The organism is Thermogemmatispora sp. (genome assembly GCF_042408735.1).
GTDB lineage: Bacteria > Chloroflexota > Ktedonobacteria > Ktedonobacterales > Ktedonobacteraceae > Thermogemmatispora.
The window spans coordinates 80,752-96,683 of the sequence record NZ_JBHOQV010000137.1; the positions used below are offsets into that span (position 1 = coordinate 80,752).

17 protein-coding genes are annotated in these 15,932 nt (G+C 63.0%); 11 read left to right on the forward strand and 6 right to left on the reverse strand.

Annotation, left to right across the window (positions count from 1 at the left end; genetic code table 11):
• Positions 1–61: 61 nt before the first annotated feature.
• Positions 62–1,357, reverse strand: coding sequence for an ROK family protein (locus tag ACFMO7_RS15210; RefSeq protein WP_376796343.1), 1,296 nt, complete (start codon positions 1,355–1,357; stop codon positions 62–64).
• A 326-nt stretch (positions 1,358–1,683) separates the two neighbouring features.
• Here ACFMO7_RS15210 and ACFMO7_RS15215 point away from each other — a divergent pair, with 326 nt between their 5' ends.
• The 5 genes from ACFMO7_RS15215 to ACFMO7_RS15235 all read left to right on the forward strand — a co-directional run bounded on the left by ACFMO7_RS15215 (position 1,684) and on the right by ACFMO7_RS15235 (position 7,010).
• Positions 1,684–2,712: a substrate-binding domain-containing protein gene (locus tag ACFMO7_RS15215; RefSeq protein WP_376796344.1), complete on the forward strand. Its 1,029-nt coding sequence runs from the start codon at positions 1,684–1,686 to the stop codon at positions 2,710–2,712.
• 65 nt (positions 2,713–2,777) lie between these two features.
• A complete protein-coding gene (locus tag ACFMO7_RS15220) occupies positions 2,778–3,764 on the forward strand; it encodes an ABC transporter permease (protein WP_376796345.1) in 987 nt (328 codons plus the stop codon).
• Positions 3,761–4,639, forward strand: a complete 879-nt coding sequence (locus tag ACFMO7_RS15225; RefSeq protein ID WP_376796346.1) for an ATP-binding cassette domain-containing protein — start codon at positions 3,761–3,763, stop codon at positions 4,637–4,639. Before ACFMO7_RS15220 ends, ACFMO7_RS15225 begins: the two co-directional genes overlap by 4 nt.
• Positions 4,636–5,523, forward strand: coding sequence for a sugar phosphate isomerase/epimerase family protein (locus ACFMO7_RS15230; RefSeq protein WP_376796347.1), 888 nt, complete (start codon positions 4,636–4,638; stop codon positions 5,521–5,523). The genes ACFMO7_RS15225 and ACFMO7_RS15230 overlap by 4 nt, the downstream gene beginning before the upstream one ends.
• Positions 5,520–7,010, forward strand: coding sequence for a xylulokinase (locus ACFMO7_RS15235; RefSeq protein WP_376796348.1), 1,491 nt, complete (start codon positions 5,520–5,522; stop codon positions 7,008–7,010). The genes ACFMO7_RS15230 and ACFMO7_RS15235 overlap by 4 nt, the downstream gene beginning before the upstream one ends.
• 184 nt (positions 7,011–7,194) lie before the next feature.
• Here ACFMO7_RS15235 and ACFMO7_RS15240 read toward each other — a convergent pair whose 3' ends face one another.
• Positions 7,195–8,274 carry a cation diffusion facilitator family transporter gene (locus tag ACFMO7_RS15240; RefSeq protein WP_376796349.1) on the reverse strand — a complete coding sequence of 360 codons (1,080 nt, stop codon included), beginning with the start codon at positions 8,272–8,274 and terminating at the stop codon, positions 7,195–7,197.
• A 227-nt stretch (positions 8,275–8,501) separates the two neighbouring features.
• On the opposite strand from ACFMO7_RS15240, the gene ACFMO7_RS15245 reads away from it, so the two are divergent.
• A complete protein-coding gene (locus ACFMO7_RS15245) occupies positions 8,502–8,888 on the forward strand; it encodes an ACT domain-containing protein (RefSeq protein ID WP_376796350.1) in 387 nt (128 codons plus the stop codon).
• 208 nt (positions 8,889–9,096) lie between these two features.
• Complete coding sequence (locus ACFMO7_RS15250) at positions 9,097–9,426, forward strand: GlsB/YeaQ/YmgE family stress response membrane protein (protein WP_376796351.1); 330 nt, start codon at positions 9,097–9,099, stop codon at positions 9,424–9,426.
• Positions 9,427–9,537: 111 nt separating this feature from the next.
• On the opposite strand, the gene ACFMO7_RS15255 is transcribed toward ACFMO7_RS15250, so the two are convergent.
• Complete coding sequence (locus tag ACFMO7_RS15255; RefSeq protein ID WP_376796352.1) at positions 9,538–9,987, reverse strand: helix-turn-helix domain-containing protein; 450 nt, start codon at positions 9,985–9,987, stop codon at positions 9,538–9,540.
• A gap of 274 nt (positions 9,988–10,261) precedes the next feature.
• On the opposite strand from ACFMO7_RS15255, the gene ACFMO7_RS15260 reads away from it, so the two are divergent.
• Complete coding sequence (locus tag ACFMO7_RS15260) at positions 10,262–10,567, forward strand: hypothetical protein (RefSeq protein ID WP_376796353.1); 306 nt, start codon at positions 10,262–10,264, stop codon at positions 10,565–10,567.
• Between the two features lie 111 nt (positions 10,568–10,678).
• Entirely contained in the window at positions 10,679–11,293 is a 615-nt protein-coding gene (locus ACFMO7_RS15265; protein ID WP_376796354.1) for an ATP-dependent Clp protease proteolytic subunit, read from the forward strand.
• On the opposite strand, the gene ACFMO7_RS15270 is transcribed toward ACFMO7_RS15265, so the two are convergent.
• Together ACFMO7_RS15270 and ACFMO7_RS15275 are read right to left on the reverse strand one after the other, a co-directional pair.
• Positions 11,290–12,114 (reverse strand): hypothetical protein, encoded by an 825-nt coding sequence (locus tag ACFMO7_RS15270; protein WP_376796355.1) that lies wholly within the window; start codon positions 12,112–12,114, stop codon positions 11,290–11,292. The two genes, ACFMO7_RS15265 and ACFMO7_RS15270, sit on opposite strands and share 4 nt — an antisense overlap.
• A 26-nt stretch (positions 12,115–12,140) precedes the next feature.
• Positions 12,141–13,121, reverse strand: a complete 981-nt coding sequence (locus ACFMO7_RS15275) for a GAF domain-containing protein (protein WP_376796356.1) — start codon at positions 13,119–13,121, stop codon at positions 12,141–12,143.
• A 471-nt stretch (positions 13,122–13,592) separates the two neighbouring features.
• Between ACFMO7_RS15275 and ACFMO7_RS15280 the strand changes: the two genes are divergently transcribed.
• The gene (locus tag ACFMO7_RS15280) at positions 13,593–14,441 is read left to right on the forward strand and encodes a hypothetical protein (protein WP_376796357.1); all 849 of its coding nucleotides are present in this window, start codon (positions 13,593–13,595) and stop codon (positions 14,439–14,441) included.
• Positions 14,442–14,480: 39 nt separating this feature from the next.
• On the opposite strand, the gene ACFMO7_RS15285 is transcribed toward ACFMO7_RS15280, so the two are convergent.
• Positions 14,481–14,960, reverse strand: coding sequence for a hypothetical protein (locus ACFMO7_RS15285; protein WP_376796358.1), 480 nt, complete (start codon positions 14,958–14,960; stop codon positions 14,481–14,483).
• 456 nt (positions 14,961–15,416) lie between these two features.
• Here ACFMO7_RS15285 and ACFMO7_RS15290 point away from each other — a divergent pair, with 456 nt between their 5' ends.
• Entirely contained in the window at positions 15,417–15,869 is a 453-nt protein-coding gene (locus ACFMO7_RS15290; protein ID WP_376796359.1) for an ArsR/SmtB family transcription factor, read from the forward strand.
• Positions 15,870–15,932: the final 63 nt, after the last annotated feature.

The window sequence follows — 15,932 nt, forward strand, 5'->3', positions numbered from 1 at the left end:
CGCCGGCTTTCCCAGGGAACTGCTCGCCTGGCGAGGGGGAGCCTGGCGCTGGGAAGGGCGGTCACTCCTCTTCCTTAACGTCGCGGCTCAGAAGGCGCAGGGTATAGGCCAGGGCCTTGCCGCTAAGAGGCCCATAGCTCTGCAAAGGGGGCAAAGAGGTGGGAGGATCCAGGGCCAGGTCCACAAGCTCTGGAGCGTAAAGATATTCGCCCAACAGGAGCGCCAGGCCGACAACGCCAGCATGGATGTCGAGGCGACTTGTTGTAATCTGCAGGGTGCGCGTCGCCAGGGGCAAAGAACGGCGATAAACGACCTCGCGAATCCCGGCCAGCAGCGGCTCATCGGCATGGGCCAGGCGGCCTCCCAGGACGACCAGCGAGGGATTGAGCAGGCTTACGGCATCGGAGATGGCTTGTCCCAGCACGCGGGCCGCCTCACGCGCCAGGCGCACCGCATCCGGCTGACCGGCGCGGATCAGGCGCACCAGCTCATAGGTAGAGTGGACCTCGTGGCCGAGAGCGCGCAGATCGCGTAACAAAGCCCAGCCTCCGGCGTAAGCCTCCACGCAGCCACGGTTCCCGCAGCGGCAGAGGGGAGGCCTCGTTTCATTTGCCAGATCGCCGCTATAGGGGATGTGTCCCAGATCGCCAGCGGCTCCCTGGGCCCCGCGCAGGACCTGGCCATTAGAAATGATGCCGCACCCGACGCCTGTTCCCACCTTCACCATCAGCATATGGGGATGCTCGGGCCAGCAGGACTTATACTCGCCAAAGGCCATCACATTGACATCGTTATCCACCAGAGTCGGGCAGGCGAAGCGCTCCAGAAAATAGCCTGGAATATCGAAGCCATCCCAGCCGGTCATAATCGGGGGACTTACAACCCGCCCGGTAGCGAACTCCACAGGCCCGGGCACACTGATGCCGATCCCATGGACCATCTGGGGAGCAACCGCTCTCTCCCGTAGCAGCGCCTGGAACGTAGCGGTCACCTGCTCAAGGACGGGGAGCGGTCCCGCCGCCACATCCAGCTCGCTGGCCTCTTCTGCCAGAATAGTTCCGGCCAGGTCCGTGAGAGCGCAGCGCAGATGGCTGGCCCCAACGTCGGCGGTCAGCAATACGCCGCGCGTGGCATTAAACTTAAACTGCGTCGGAGGCCGTCCCCCCGTTGAGGCGCTGGCTCCGTCTGGTACCAGCAAACCGGCGGCTAGCAGTTGCTCCAGACGCTGCGTCACCGTCGAGCGCGCCAGCCCCGTCAGGCGGATCACATCGGCCCGCGTGCGCGCCTGCCCGCTGCGGAACAAGGACAAAATAGCTCCCGCGCGCAAAGCGTCGTTGCCCTCGAAAGGCTTCTTCATCACGTTTACTTTCCTCCACCCTGCCTGCGGAGTGGGGCCCGGCGCCGGGCTGTTGCCCGCCTCACCGCCCCTGGGGCAAGAGAAGGTACCCGCAGGCTTGCTTCTCCTTATTCTATCAAAGAGAGGCCCTTCTCTCAAGCGTTGCCGTCCACTATTGGCTTTGAAAAATCGGAAGAGGGCCTACTTTTGCTTGACATAAGACATAAGTATCCCTATAATCTGTCAATAGTAATGACTTTGCCGGCTGTGTTCATTCAGAAGTCGCCCATGAGCCGGCGAAAAGAGAGAGCTATTTCTTCGCTAGCAAGACAGAAGGAGGCACTGCGGTGTGCAAGCGATCGCTCGTGAGAGACCTGAGCTGCGTCATGCTGGTTGTGCTCGGCCTCGTTCTCGCGGCCTGCGGAGGGGGGACGACGGCGGGCAGCGGCGCCAATGGAAGCCAGTCAGTGGCGGCCATTATTAAGGGATTGGACAATCCCTTCTTCCAGGCGATGCAGCGAGGGATTCAAGACGAAGCCAGGGCTGACGGGGTGGCTGTCACCGTCCAGGCCGCGACCAGCATCACCGACACCACTGGTCAGGCCGACAAGCTACAGGCGATGGCCGGGCAGAATTACGGCTGCTACATCGTCAACCCAATTAGTGGCACCAACCTCGTCCAGCCGCTGGTTCCTGTGGCCCAGGCCGGCAAGCCGATCATCAACATTGACAACCCGATCAGTGCCGAGGCTGCCCAGCGGGCCGGCCTCAAGATCAGCACCTACATTGGGACTGACAACATCAGTGCTGGTAAGCTGGCTGCCGCGGAGATGGCCAGGCTCTTGCCTGCGGGAGGAAAGGTCGCCCTCATTGGGGGGATCGCTGGCGACGTCACCAGTCAGCAGCGGCTGCAGGGCTTCAGCCAGGGTCTTCCCGCTAACATTCAGATCGTGCAGACGGTGGCAGCCGACTGGGACCGGCAGAAGGCCCTTACTGCCGCGGGTGATATTCTGCGTGCCCACCCCGACCTGAAAGGCTTCTTTGTTGCCAACGACGACATGGGGCTGGGAGTCGTGCGGGCGCTTGCCGATGCTGGCAAGCAGGGGCAAGTAAAAGTTGTGAGTGTTGATGGCATTCAGGACGCCCTCAAATCGATCCAGGCTGGCCAGCTCACGGCCACTGTCTCTCAATATCCCTATACCATCGGAGCAATGGGTGTAGAAGCCTGCAAGGCCGCCCTGGCTGGCAAGACCCTGCCCACCAAAGTCACCGCTCCCGTGCTCGTGGTGACCAGCGACAACGTCGCGCAAGCTCTGGCTAGCTTCCCCAAGCCCTTTAGCAGCTATGTCGATCCCTTTAAGAGCCTGCTCAAGTGAACCGAACCACCGGGCCGGACCAGCGAGCAACGGAACCAATCTCAAGCCAAGGGAGGAGGCAGATCATGGATCGGATAAGCGCACCGGTGGCTCCAGCCTTTTCTGAGCGTCTCAGCCTGCGGGAGCGGCTCGGCGATCCCGATTTCTGGATCAACTGGACGGCAGTCGGTGGCCTGGTGCTGCTGGTCATCATCTTTGGCATAGCCGCGCCGGCTTTCTTAAGCCCTGGCAATATCAAGGCGGTGCTGGTCGCGGCGGCCTTGCTGGTCATTCTGACCGTCGGCCAGACCTTTGTGATCCTGACCGGAGGTATTGATCTCTCCCTTGCCTCCGCGATGACCTGGGCGGGCGTTGTGCTGGGACAGGTCGTCGCTCATGGGGGGCCTATCGGTCTAGCCTGCCTTCTGGCCGTGATGGCTGGCACTCTGGTGGGCATTCTCAATGGCCTGCTGATCGCCTGGGGGCGTATTCCGGACTTCATTGCCACCCTTGGCACACTGAGCGCCGCCTCCGGGGCAGCCTTGATTTTCTCTAGCGGCGAACCGGTGACCCTTGTCAGTACCTTCCTGCTGCAGCTGGCCACCGGCTCGCTCGGCCCGCTGCCCTACTTTGTGCTCGTGGCTCTGGCGGTGGTCGTCGTCGGACATGTCCTGCTCTTTTATACCCGCTTTGGGACGCACCTGCTTGCCACTGGGGGGGATGCCGAAGCGGCGCGGGCGATGGGCATTCGCACAGCTGGCATTAAGCTAGCGGCCTATGCCATAGCCGGCTTCCTGGCCGGGCTGGCTGCCATCCTCTTCACGGCTCGCATTGGGGCTGCCGAACCGGCAGTCGATACCAGTTATCTACTCAACTCGGTTGCTGCGGTCGTCCTGGGAGGGGTCAATCTCTTTGGGGGGCGCGGAACGATTGCCGGTCCGGCGGCTGGCGCTCTCCTGCTCACTGTTCTGGTCAACGGTCTGACCCTTTTGGGGGTCTCCCAATTTTACCAGCCGGTGGTGGTTGGTATCGCGGTTGTGCTGGCTGCCTTGCTGGTGAGGTACTGGCGATGAGTCCACTTGAATCCAACGGCGCCTTTTCTTTTCCCGCCCCTGGCTCGCAGACCTCCGGTCCCACGCAAAGCCCGGCTCCGGGAAGTCTGGGCCTGGGTAGTGTGCCCAGGCCCAGCGAGGTTCTGCTGCTGGTCGAGCGCGTGAGCAAGCACTTTGGTGCGATTGTTGCTTTGCATGAGGTGACGCTCTGGGCGCGTTCCGGGGAGATCACCGCTATTGTTGGAGACAATGGGGCGGGCAAATCGACCCTCATCAAGTGCATCTCGGGCCTGCATGCACCAAGCAGCGGTCGCCTCTTCTTCGGGGGGAAGGAAGTCCACTTTTCTTCCCCTCAAGATGCCAGGCAGGTGGGCATCGAGACCGTCTATCAGAATCTGGCGGTCATCGAAGATCTGACGGTCTGGCAGAACATTTTTCTCAATCGGGAGCGAGTCAGACGGCTCGGTCCTCTGGCGGTCCTCGATCGGCGAGCCATGCGACGGGAGGCCCTGCAGATGCTGCGTCAGTTCGAGGTGCATATTCCTTCGATTCATGCCCGTCTGCGCCGCCTGTCGGGGGGACAGCGCCAGGCTATTGCGATCGCGCGGGCTGCCAGTTGGGGCTCGCGTCTGCTCATCATGGATGAGCCGACGGCGGCGCTGGGTGTACGCGAGACGCGCCGCGTGGAAGAGCTGATCCTGCGCCTGCGCGAGAAAGGGCTGGCGGTTCTCCTGATCAGCCATAACTTTGAGCAGGTCCTGCGCCTTTCTCAACAGGTATGGGTCATGCGCAGCGGGCGGCTTGTTGGGGGGCGCCGTACCAAAGAAACGACCAGTGATGAGCTGGTGGCCATGATCACTGGTGTCAAAAGCGAGGAGAACAGAGAGACGTTATGACTCACAAGATAGGAATCCACGCCTTTGTCTGGGTAGGGGGGTGGAGCGAGCAGGAATGCCGTCAGGCCCTTGAACGCAGTCGTGCCAGCGGCTATGAGCTGATTGAGATCCCTCTGCTTGAGCCTGGAGCCATTGACGCAACCATGACGAGGAGAATGCTGGAGGAGTTCGGCCTTGAGGCTACCTGTAGCCTGGCGCTCACGCCCGAGACCGATATTTCCAGCACGGATGGCGCGGTTGTGGCCCGCGGCGAGCGCCTGCTGCAGGAGGCCCTGGCGGTGGCTCGCGATCTGGGGGCTCGCTACCTGGGGGGAGTGATCTCGGGGGCCTTGACGCGCTACCGCGAGCCACTGGCTCCGGCTGGAAGGGAGAACAGCCTGCAGGTGCTGGCTCGTCTGGCTCAGCGAGCGGCGGCCAGTGACATGGTGTTAGGTCTCGAAGTGGTGAACCGCTACGAGAGCAATTTCCTGAACACGGCCCAACAGGCCCTGGCCCTGATTGGCGAGCTAGGAGCCGAGAATGTGGTCGTTCATCTGGATACCTATCACATGAATATCGAGGAAGAGGGCTTTCTGCAGCCGGTACTGGCCTGTGGCCAGAAGCTGGGCTACGTGCATGTGAGCGAGAGCCATCGGGGCTACCTGGGGACGGGAACTGTCGACTTTCCGGCCTTCTTTCAGGCCCTCAAGCAGATCGATTATCGTGGCCCCATTACCTTCGAAAGCTTCTCGCGGGCTCAGGAGATCGCCGGACTCTCTAGCTCGCTGGCCATCTGGCGCTCTACCTGGACCGACAGCCTCGACCTGGCCCGCCAGGCGCGAGCCTTTATCGCGGCTGGCCTGCGGGAGGCCGGTTTCTCGGAGAACGGATCGCGAGAGCGATGAACGGGGTTGCCAACGTGAAGAGAGGAGAGATCTTACTCGGCATCGACCTGGGCACCAGCGCTGTCAAAGCCCTGGCTCTGGAGGCCACAACCGGTCAGACGCTGGGCGAAGGGCGAGCCGACTATGAGCTGCTGACTCCTCAACCCGGCTGGGCCGAGGGTGATCCCGAGGAATGGTGGCGCCAGACGGTCCGGGCGGTGCGTATGGCCCTGCAGTTGCTGGAACCAGAGCAGGTAGTGGCCGTTGGCGTCACCGGCCAGATGCATGGCCTGGTCCCTCTGGATGCTGCTGCTCGCCCCTTGCGTCCGGCCCTGCTCTGGCCCGACCAGCGGGCTGTGGAGATGCTACCGCACTTTGCCAGCCTGCCCGCGGCCCTGCGTCAGAGCCTGGCCAATCCCCTGGCGCCGGGCATGGCCGGACCGTTCTTGTGCTGGTTAGCTGAAAAGGAGCCTGAGAGCTTCTCCCGTCTGCGTTGGGCCTTGCAACCCAAAGATTGGCTGCGCCTTCGCCTGACAGGCGAAGTGGCCAGCGAGGGCAGTGATGCCTCAGCGACGCTGCTCTACGATCTGCCGCGAGATCGCTGGGCCAGCGACGTAATGGCCGCCCTGGGTTTGTCTGCAGAGCTGTTACCGCCCCTGCGGTCGTCGGATGAGCGGGCCGGCGAGCTGACGGCTCAGGCCGCTCAAGAACTGGGTTTGCGGGCCGGTCTGCCGGTCGCGACCGGGGCTGCCGATGTAGCAGCATCCCTGCTGGGGGCTGGCCTGCTCTCCGTGGGGCCTGCGCTCTTCTCGCTCGGCTCAGGCGCGCAGTTCGCCTCGCTCTGTGAGCAGCCGCTGGCAGATCCACTGCTCAGAACCCATCTCTATCGGGCTGCCGATGGGAGGCACTGGTATCGCATGGCAGCGGTGCAGAATGCTGGACTGGTCTTAGACTGGGTGCGTCGACGTTACCAGGCCAGTTGGAGCGAGCTTTACGCCAGTAGCCAGAGGGTTCTACCACCCGAGGATCCGTTGCTCTTTCTTCCCTGCCTGACGCCCGAGCGTCCCTATCATCCCAGGCCCCTGGCCGCGGGCTGGCTGCATCTGCGGCTGGATCACGAACGCAGTCATCTCTTCCAGGCGGCCCTGGAAGGGGTAGCCTTCAGCATGCGGCTGGCCCTGGAGGCCCTGCCTGGTGCAGAGGGCATCGCTCAGATCGTGGTTGCCGGAGGGGGCAGCCTCCACCCTGGCTGGCGCCAGATGCTGGCCGATGTGCTGGGGCGTGAACTAAGCGCTCTGGCCGAAAAAGAGATCGCCGTGCGCGGGGCAGCCCTGCTGGCGGGAAGAGCGGCGGGTCGCTGGAAAAAAACCGGGGACCTGGCAGCTCTCAAGCCGGGGGTGCTGACGATCACCTCCCCCGGCCCCCACAGTCCTATCTACCAGACGCGTTACCTGCGCTACCGAGACCTGCTGCTCTCCTCTTCCGCCGCGGTCCTCGAGGCCGGCTAAACCGGCCAAAAAAGGCTGCTGGCCGGCCTCTGACCTGACCGCCAGCAGCCCTCTGCTGATGCGCTGTCCAGTCTGCCCCCTCGATCACGCCAGTGTCTACCGACCAGATCTCGAACTTCACACTCGCCCGCCCGATGTGGCGCGCTGGAGCGCCAGCGAGGCGCCAGGCCTGGACCGCGAGTGTTTAGTGCTCCCTGGCTCCCGCCTGCTGCAGGCGTCGCGAGGGATCGAGGCAGCAGTAGAGGCTCTGGCTGTGGCTGCAGCTCTGACGATCTCCCTCCGACTCAAACTGGATCGTGGCGTGATTGATGTGATACTTTTCTGTCAGCATCTGCGTCAGGGCCTGGCGAATGGAAGCGCTGTGCGCCGGAGAGCCATCCTCGATCGTGGCGTGGCAGGCCAGGGCGGGCATGCCGCTGGCGATCGTCCATACGTGCAGATCGTGAATCTCGCGCACACCCTCGATCTGGAGCATATCGTGGGCGAGCTGACTGACCGACAGACCGCGCGGCGCAGCCTCCAGGAGAATATCGGTCGCCTCTCGCACCACCTGCCAGGCGCCCAGAGCCAGAAGCAGGGCGATACCGACCGACAGCAGCGGGTCAACGGCGCTCCAGCCGGTCAGGAGCAGCACCAGGCCCCCAGCGATGACTGCCAGCGAGGCCCCCACGTCGCCGAGCACATGCAGCAGGGCCGCGCGCGTATTCAGGTTATGGTGGCCGTGGCGCTGCAGGACGACGCTGATAAAGAGATTGATGGCGATGGCGATCAAGGGCGTCACAAACATCGCCAGTGGCTGGACCTCAGCCGGATGGCGCAGACGCCCGATGGCCTCTATGAGAATCCCGACCGCGATGGCGATCAGGGTGACCGCATTAATCAAGGCAGCCAGAATGCCGACACGATGGTAACCGAAGGTGCGGCGCGCGTTGGCGGGTCGCTCGGCCTGCACTGCCGCGAACCAGGCCAGACCGAGCGCGAAGAGGTCCGTCACCACGTGGCCGGCCTCCGAGAAGAGGGCCAGCGAGTTAGCCAGCAAGCCGCCCAGGAACTGGCTGACCAGGATCACCATCGTCAGCAGGAAAGCCAGACGCAGGCTCCGCCGCGGCATCTCATTCTCGGCATCCTGAAGCGGATCGATGCTCAGGGATAAGTGATGCTGATGCCCAGCCTCAACCTGCTCTGGATGAGCGGCGCGCGCCTGAGAGAGGTCCGCTGTCTCAGCGTTCCCGCTCGTCGCGCGCCCTCGCGGACGATTAGCCATCCCGGCTTGCTCCTTTCCTGTTCCTAAACCTGTACAGCTATACAACTTTCCTTTCTCTTACCACTATAACACTGACTCCGCCTGATTGCAATCCAGGGAATGGGCCAGTGGACCTGGGCGGGACCGAAAGGCTATGCTTAATAGTGGCGGCCTCTCTATCTGAACCGACCCCTAGCCAGCCCTGACGAGGGCTGAACCGTAGAAGAGCGAGAAAGGAGCTGATCCCCATGCAGATGCTAGTAGCTGCGCGTGGGCTGGCGGTGTGCCGTCTTCCCGCTGGCAGCCCTCTGCCGGCCTGGCTCTCCGCTGCCGGACCTGAGCGCCAGGCTTTGCTAACGCTCACCTGGAGCGCCGATGAGCTGTCTATCGTTTGCCCACAGCGGCTGGTTCCCGAAGGGGTGCCCTGTGAAGCGGGGTGGGCGGCTTTCAAGGTTGTGGGCCCCCTCGATTTCTCCTTAACGGGTATCCTCGCCTCTCTGCTAAGGCCGCTGGCAGAGGCCCACATTCCGGTCTTTGCGCTCTCTACCTATGATACCGACTATCTGCTGGTGCGCGAGCCGATGCTGGAGCCAGCTCGCTCTGCTCTTCAGGCTGCGGGACACGAATTCTTATAGTCTATTTAGGTAGATGGTCTGAAAGACTGGTCTCTCGAGAGAGCGGGGGGAGTCTGAGCGTGCGAGTGGGCGGGCTGGTGCGGGGCGAATTGCTGGGGTAGGCTGAAACTCCCGGAGTGGTGAGCACGTGATTAACCCAGATGCTGTAGAAGCGAGCATCCAGGGAAAGCCGGGCGAGACCGGCTCAAGCAAGGAGGTGAATGTCATTATGACCATCAGCCTGGAGCAGCTCATCATCTGGGTCATTATTGCGGCCATTGTCGGGGTTGTGGGGGAATTCATCGCGCGTCGTCACGCCCCGGGCGGCATCATCGGCGCCATCCTTTTAGGGCTGCTAGCCATCTTTCTGGTTGACGGCGTCCTGCACTGGCATATCAGTGGCGAGCCATACCTCAACGGTGTTCCGCTAGTTACCTCGGTCCTCGCCGCGGCGGTACTCGTCTTCGTCTGGAGCGCTTTCGCTTACCGCCGTCTCTCCCCCTACTACTATCGGCGCGGCACCTACGCCCATCGACCGCGCCGCTGGTGGCGCTGGTAGGCCACTTAGGCCGACACGAACCTTGCCCGAAAGAAAGCGCCGGCTCGCCAGGAGAGGAGGAAACTCAGGGCGCTGCCGGCGCGAGTTTTCCCTCCTTCCAAGCGAGTGGCCCTAGCGGCGGGAGCGCGAGGCCCGCCAGGATACCTCTCCCAACCGTCCCGCCAGCAGCAACGAGCTGAAGCCTGCCACCGTCAGCACCTGCTCACAGGCCAGCGGCTCGCTATGGCCGGACGACTGTGGCTGGGACGCGGTGCCGCTGCGAGCGGGGACGGGAGCAGGCTTTCCGAAGCCAAAGCCGGCCCCGGCCTTGTCTCCGCTGGCAATCTCCTCCGTGCCGCGCAGCTCGGCGGCGACCAGCTCCAGTAGCTCGGCCACCTCCAGCTCAAGAGCTGCTGCCACACTCTCCAACACGCGGGCTGAAGGATACTTCTGTCCACGCTCGATCTCCCCAACGTAGATCTCTGATAGGCCGGCCCGCTCCCCTAGCTCCCGCATCGTCAGCCGACGCTGCTGACGCTCGCGCCGGATCACTTTTCCGAGCGTCTCTTGAAGATCAGCCATCCCACGCTCCTTTCTGCTCTCGCTGCTCTTCTCTCTGGCAGAGAGCCTGTTCGGTCTCTCGTGCTTGCCAGAACTATGCTCTCAGCATAGCCGCCCGCGCAGCTATGCTAACAGCATCGCTTTTAGCTATCACTATATCCCCACACTTTGCTATATTCAAGGTGTTCCATCCCTCCCCTTTCCTGGTGGGCTACCACAGCCAGCCAGACAAGGAAGACAGGAACCCTCGGGCATCCAACGACAGCGGACAGCAATCAGAGAAAGGAGCGCATCGATGTTACCGCGACCAACTGCTCTCTCCCTGTCATATACACAAGAGCATATCCAGTCAACCTTGCATATCCCTATTGTCTACGAGGAACACCAGCCGGAGCCGCCGCGCTGGGAGTATCGTCTGATCAGCCTTGACCCGCGCGAGGAGCCGCTCCTCTCCGAAGCCAGCCTGGCCAGGCTGGGACAGGAGGGCTGGCTGCTGCAAGCCGTCGTCGACGAGCGAGCCAGCGGAAGCGGCACCCAGCTTCACTACTACTTCGTGCGTCGCCTGATCGGGCCAGAGCAAGAGGCATCCAGGCGAGAATAGGCTGTCGGCGCTCTGGCTGCAGAAGCAAGAGGTTGCCCGGATTGAGAGGAACAGGATACCCAAAGCAGACTAGACCGCGCATCGAAAAGAAAAGCGGGAAGGAGCACACCGATGACAGCTACTCTCTACGTACCGACCGTTATTGAAGCCACCGGGCGCGGCGAGCGGGCCTACGATCTCTACTCGCGCTTGCTCAAGGAGCGCATCATTCTTATCAATGGCCCCATCGAGGAGCAGATGGCCGGGCTGGTCATCGCCCAGCTTCTCTTCCTGGCCGCCGAGAGCAGCGAGCGGGAGATCAACCTCTACATCAGCTCGCCCGGAGGCGTCATCACCGCCGGCCTGGGCATCTACGACACCATGCGCATGCTACCCTGTCCCATTGCCACCACCTGCGTGGGCTATGCCGCCAGCTTTGGCACCATCCTGCTGATGGCGGGCGACCGCGGTCGGCGCCGCGCTCTCCCGCATGCCCGCATTCACCTCCACCAGCCGTGGACGGCCAACGGGGTCAGCGGCCAGGCCAGCGATATCGAAATCCAGGCCCGCGAGATGCTGCACACCCGCGATGTTCTCAATGAGATCATCCAGCTCCATACCGGCCAGCCGCTGGAGCGCATCAAGCGCGATACCGACCGCGACTTCTTCCTGAGCGCCGCCGAGGCCGTCGAATACGGCATCATCGACGAAGTCCTCGAGCCGCCGGTCAAGGAGAGCAAGGGCTAAAGCGGCTCAATGCGCACATAGTCGAGGTCCAGCCACTGGCGACCCGTAGCGATCGTGCCAAAGCGCAGGGTGCCCCGCGGCGTCGCAATGGCGTACTGGTTGTCCACCCAGGCCACAAAGCCCAGGGGGTGGGTTGGAGGCGTGGAGGCCGTAAAGAGCAGGCTGCCGTCCACAAAGAAACGGGCCTGTGACGGCAACCACTCCAGCGCGTAGGTATGCCAGGCGGTGAGGGCGACCTCCTCCAGGAGATGCTCCTGAGCCCCGCTCAGACGCTGCAGCCAGCGCGCTGCCGGACGCAGCTCGCCGCTGAGGCGTCCCCAGAGAGCGGCCAGGGCCGTGGGGACGGCTGCTGCCAGAAAACCCGGGCGCAGGGCATGCACCACCTGGGCCTTCCAGCCCCAGCCCGGAACCCCGGGCACCAGAGCCATATTCGAGGGCGGTGAGGCATAGAAGAACCAGAGCGCCTCGGGAAGCATCAGAAGGTCGCCGCGCAGCGAAAACGGATAGTTCCAGAAGCCGAAACCGGCGGTCCCGCGCAGCAGGCCGGGGGTCTCCGCCGTGCTGGCCAAAGTCGCCGCCGGATGCGAGAAGCAGGCTCGCACCTCCATCCGCAGTGGAGGACGCCAGGGGAAGAGGCGACGCGGCAGCTCGCCATAGTCATCGATCTGTGCATCGCTGTACTCCCCCTGGCGGCTGGCCTCCAGCTCCAGGCGCAACCGCGACTGCTCCACGCTCAGGCGACCACCGCCCAGGCAGGTCCGCCGCCAGCGCGCGTCAAGCTCTCCACTTCCCTGCGCTCGAACGGCAAAGTCGTCGAACATAGAAGATCTTCTATTCTGTGATCTCTTCAATTGAGCCGGAGGGAGAGTTCGAGCAGCTCGTCTTCCAGCTCCTGCCAGACCAACTGTTCCGCCTGCAAGTTATTGAGCGAGTGGCCCGTGCGCGTTGCCTCCATCATGACCTCGGAGACGCGGCGGCGGAACTTCATAAAATACTGTCGCTGGATGCTCTGGTCGGGCATGACCCGCAATTCGATATCTTTGGGATCATAGAACTCCTGGGGGTCGAAAGCCAGAGCCAGCAAATCGGCGTATTGTTGGATGAGGGTCAGGCGAGCCTGGGAGAGGAAATAGTAGGGCTGAGTGCTGGAGACCAGGAAGCAGCCGGCGACGCGCCCGGCGTAGAGGATCGGATGGGCGGCGGCGCTGCGCTCGTGGGGATCGCGGTGGGCGGGGATCAGCGAGTGTTCCTCATCGATATTCTGAATCGCGTTTGGGCGACAGGAACTGACGACGTAGCCCGAGAGCGACTCAGCGCTCAGGAACATCGCCTTGTGCTCCAGTTCGCCTCCCCAGGGAGGAGTGCCCAGTCCAAGCCATTCGCGCAGGCTGCGAATCTTCCCCTCCTTGGGAGGCATGCAGCGCACCACGCGCACGGCCATTCCCAGATGATCTGGATCGAGCTGTCCCAGCGCCTGCTGTAGAATCAGGTTGCTCAGCGACCAATAGCGCATGGCCTCGGTTGTGGTTGCCCGCGCTCGGAAGATCCGCGCGTAGAAAGCGGCGGGAATCTCGTTCGACGAGTCGTCGGCAGGGGCTGCCGCAAAATCCTCGAACTCGGCCTGAATCAGCTCCTGCAGCTGCTCGCGATACTGAGGCAGCGCCTTAAGCAAGAGGCGGAGATTCTGAGGCTGGGGGTCGGATACGCCGGAGACCCAGCGGTTGAGCGTCGTGGGCGTCACTCCCAGCTCCTCGGCCAGGCGCTGTCTCTCGTGGGTATCAGAGATGATGGTTCCTAGCAATTCGCGCCAGGTGCGTGCTTCATCCATAGCGTGTTGCCTTGCTGCTGAAATGGCTCTTGCACCGATCTTCCGTCATGATAACAGCTTAGCGCCCGACCGTCAACTCTTCTGCCGTCTAAGTCTCTGCTCCTCGCCTCTTCCTCGCTCGCTCCCTCCTGGCCCATCAGGCAGGCACAGGATCCCCCTCTCGACCGCTTCCGTGGGTCGGGCTGCCGGGCTGAGCTGTCCCGCTTGCGCCTCCAGATGGATAGCAATACAATAAAGGCAAGGTGTCTAAAGGTGTCTACCCTTGAATTGTTGAATCGCTGGCTCACCGTCACGTCTCTGAAGGCTGCTTCCTGACCGCCTGCCTGTCTACCCCCTTAACCAGGCTCGACCAACGGAGCAGCAGGTAGGGAGAGAGCGATACCTGAATCATCCTCTCCATCTCTAGTCAGGGGGGCCTGGCGGCCTGTCTGTAGTCAAGCAGCCTATGCTCTAAATGAAGGGAGGCGAGCCATGTACGCAAGGCAAGCAGCAAGCGATGAAGCGAGAGAAACCCTGGTGAGGGAGAAGCTGAACGCCTTCGCGCGCTTACGCCCCGAGTTTGAGAGGTCCTTTCTCTTTGTCCAGCAGGTGCAGGGTCAGGAGCGCTTTGCCAGCTTTCCCGTTGAGATGACGGTGCGCTATTTCCATGCTCTCTGGATCTGTGATTGCAAGGATCGCCTGTTGAGCGTACCCAAAACGATCGAACGCTACGAGGGGGAGCGCTGCCTGCAGCTGCTGCGCGGCTGGCAGGAGGGAGAGACCGCTGAGGTGGTGGCTTTTCTGCAGCGCCGCCTGGATGCCATGCCCTTCGCCGACCTCACGCGCCAGATTCAAGAGACTGCCCGCCAGGCCCGTGCAGGCCAGGATCTGCTGCTGCGCCGCCTACGTCATGGGCGCAGCGTGCTCCTGAACCGCGTCATGAATCTGCTGCAGGCCCTGGACGCCATCTTCGCTCTGGACGAAGAGGCTCTCAGCGAGCAGGTGCGGGCGGCCTGTCAGCGCTATGGCCATGCGCCGGAGCAGATTGAGGCCCAACTGGCCGAATGGCACTCCCCGCTCTACGCCTGCCTCCCCCATCCTTTGCTGGCGCGCGAGAATATGCTGGTGATGAATCGCCTGGGAGCCAGGTCCTGCCTGCAGCAGGAGCGACGTCTCTGGGGAGAGGCTCGTCCCCAGGACGAGGCGGGGCCACGGGCCCTGGTCCTCATCGACGGCTATCGTGACCTGACATCGACGCGCAATCCTTTGCGCATGAGTCGCGCCCTCAGCCAGCTCGTCGGTGCCAGCTTTGCCCCAGCGGCAGGCCCCAGTTCCGGCTGAGGGGGCGCTGTCGGGGTGGGCTGGCCTCTGCCCTTGCCCTTAGTTGGGTGAGCGCCGCCCGCCCCGGCGGCTCTTGCCCGCCTCGACCTCATCCAGCGATTGGAAGACCAGGCCATCCGCTGACTCCTGTGCCTCAGCGTCGACCGACTGGCTCACCTGCTCCGCGGCAGCAGCTCCCGGCCCCGCAATGGCCTGAAGGGCGTGCCCGATCAGGAAAAGCAGGAGGCTGTAGAAAATTGTTGTGGCGATGGTGCCGAAGAGAAAAGCGAGCGGCCCTGTGAGGTCAAGCCAGCTCACGCTACTGCCGGCGACCATCCGCACATAGGGGGAGCCATCGGGGCTGACAAAGAGCGTACCGCTGCTGCCGGGCGCCAGACCTAGCTGGATGAGACGCTGATAGGTGCTCCAGACCAGGTAGCCCTCCGCCGCGGCGGTGGCCAGCCCGAGCACCATGATCAGTCTGGCGGCCAACTGACAAAGCCGCGCGATTTTTCCTTGTGCGAGGAGGTCCTTCCACATAGGGTCTATCTTTCCCTTCCAGGGATCAACAGGCCTGCGCTCGAGACCGGCTCCTGGCGCAGCCAAAGCGCCCACTTCATCGCTCGTGGACGGGAGCAGGCAGGTTCCCATCTGGCCAGCCGAACCAGTCTCTCGCCAGCTTAGCCTACTTCCTTCTTTCTCTCGTTGGCTGATGTGCTAGAAAACAGTTCCCTGCCTGCCGACCAGCACCCGCCGTCCCAGGGCGCCCGTCAGGCTCAGACTGATTCCTCACTCTAGTATAGTACACCTGCCAGGCTCGCCGCTTTTCCCACTGCCTGCTACTCACCCCTTTGTCTTCGGCCGCTGCCCACGGCCCAGCCTCGCTGGCGGCTTCCCTTGACGAGCGCTCTGCCAGGTGCTATCATCCCCCTATCAGCCTATACGCATATGTATGACGACGACGATCTGATAGTCGAACGAAGAAGTAAAAGGTGTATGAAGAGCGAGGATGGCAGAAACAGTAGAGGAATCGTTTCGCCACCGGGAACGCTGGTGGACCAGGTGGAGGGGGAGCGCGAGGAGACGGCAGGCCGACCTCTCGACCAGGGCGGCGGCCTGGCCCTGACACCCGAGGCTGCTGAGCTGTATGCGCGCTTCTTCAAGGTTCTCAGCGACCCGACGCGGCTGCGCCTGCTGACACTCTTGCTGGAGGCCCCTGCTCAGGGGCGTACAGTCAGCGAGCTGGTAGCGGCTCTGGGGGCGCCGCAGGGACGGGTCTCGACGCATCTGGGCTGCCTGCGCTGGTGTGGTCTGGTCCAGGCGGTCCGTGAAGGCAAGTATGTCTATTACCGTCTCAGCGACGAGCGTGTGCGTCTGCTCCTGACCACGGCAGGCAGCATGCTGCAAGAACACGCGGCCAGCATTGCCTCCTGCGGTGTTGTGCGCTAGCGACCGATTGGCCATGGCCGCGATTGGCTGTAGCCGCCGACTGGATCCGGGCTGACTGCTGAG

Excerpts from the sequence above, each read along its gene's own strand:
- ACFMO7_RS15240 (WP_376796349.1), bottom strand. The coding sequence starts at position 8,274 with ATGGCTAATCGTCCGCGAGGGCGCGCGACGAGCGGGAACGCTGAGACA.
- ACFMO7_RS15260 (WP_376796353.1), top strand. The coding sequence starts at position 10,262 with ATGTTACCGCGACCAACTGCTCTCTCCCTGTCATATACACAAGAGCAT.
- ACFMO7_RS15265 (WP_376796354.1), top strand. The coding sequence starts at position 10,679 with ATGACAGCTACTCTCTACGTACCGACCGTTATTGAAGCCACCGGGCGC.
- ACFMO7_RS15285 (WP_376796358.1), bottom strand. The coding sequence starts at position 14,960 with ATGTGGAAGGACCTCCTCGCACAAGGAAAAATCGCGCGGCTTTGTCAG.
- ACFMO7_RS15275 (WP_376796356.1), bottom strand. The coding sequence starts at position 13,121 with ATGGATGAAGCACGCACCTGGCGCGAATTGCTAGGAACCATCATCTCT.
- ACFMO7_RS15225 (WP_376796346.1), top strand. The coding sequence starts at position 3,761 with ATGAGTCCACTTGAATCCAACGGCGCCTTTTCTTTTCCCGCCCCTGGC.
- ACFMO7_RS15210 (WP_376796343.1), bottom strand. The coding sequence starts at position 1,357 with ATGAAGAAGCCTTTCGAGGGCAACGACGCTTTGCGCGCGGGAGCTATT.
- ACFMO7_RS15250 (WP_376796351.1), top strand. The coding sequence starts at position 9,097 with ATGACCATCAGCCTGGAGCAGCTCATCATCTGGGTCATTATTGCGGCC.
- ACFMO7_RS15270 (WP_376796355.1), bottom strand. The coding sequence starts at position 12,114 with ATGTTCGACGACTTTGCCGTTCGAGCGCAGGGAAGTGGAGAGCTTGAC.
- ACFMO7_RS15235 (WP_376796348.1), top strand. The coding sequence starts at position 5,520 with ATGAACGGGGTTGCCAACGTGAAGAGAGGAGAGATCTTACTCGGCATC.
- ACFMO7_RS15255 (WP_376796352.1), bottom strand. The coding sequence starts at position 9,987 with ATGGCTGATCTTCAAGAGACGCTCGGAAAAGTGATCCGGCGCGAGCGT.
- ACFMO7_RS15245 (WP_376796350.1), top strand. The coding sequence starts at position 8,502 with ATGCAGATGCTAGTAGCTGCGCGTGGGCTGGCGGTGTGCCGTCTTCCC.
- ACFMO7_RS15290 (WP_376796359.1), top strand. The coding sequence starts at position 15,417 with ATGAAGAGCGAGGATGGCAGAAACAGTAGAGGAATCGTTTCGCCACCG.
- ACFMO7_RS15230 (WP_376796347.1), top strand. The coding sequence starts at position 4,636 with ATGACTCACAAGATAGGAATCCACGCCTTTGTCTGGGTAGGGGGGTGG.
- ACFMO7_RS15280 (WP_376796357.1), top strand. The coding sequence starts at position 13,593 with ATGTACGCAAGGCAAGCAGCAAGCGATGAAGCGAGAGAAACCCTGGTG.
- ACFMO7_RS15220 (WP_376796345.1), top strand. The coding sequence starts at position 2,778 with ATGGATCGGATAAGCGCACCGGTGGCTCCAGCCTTTTCTGAGCGTCTC.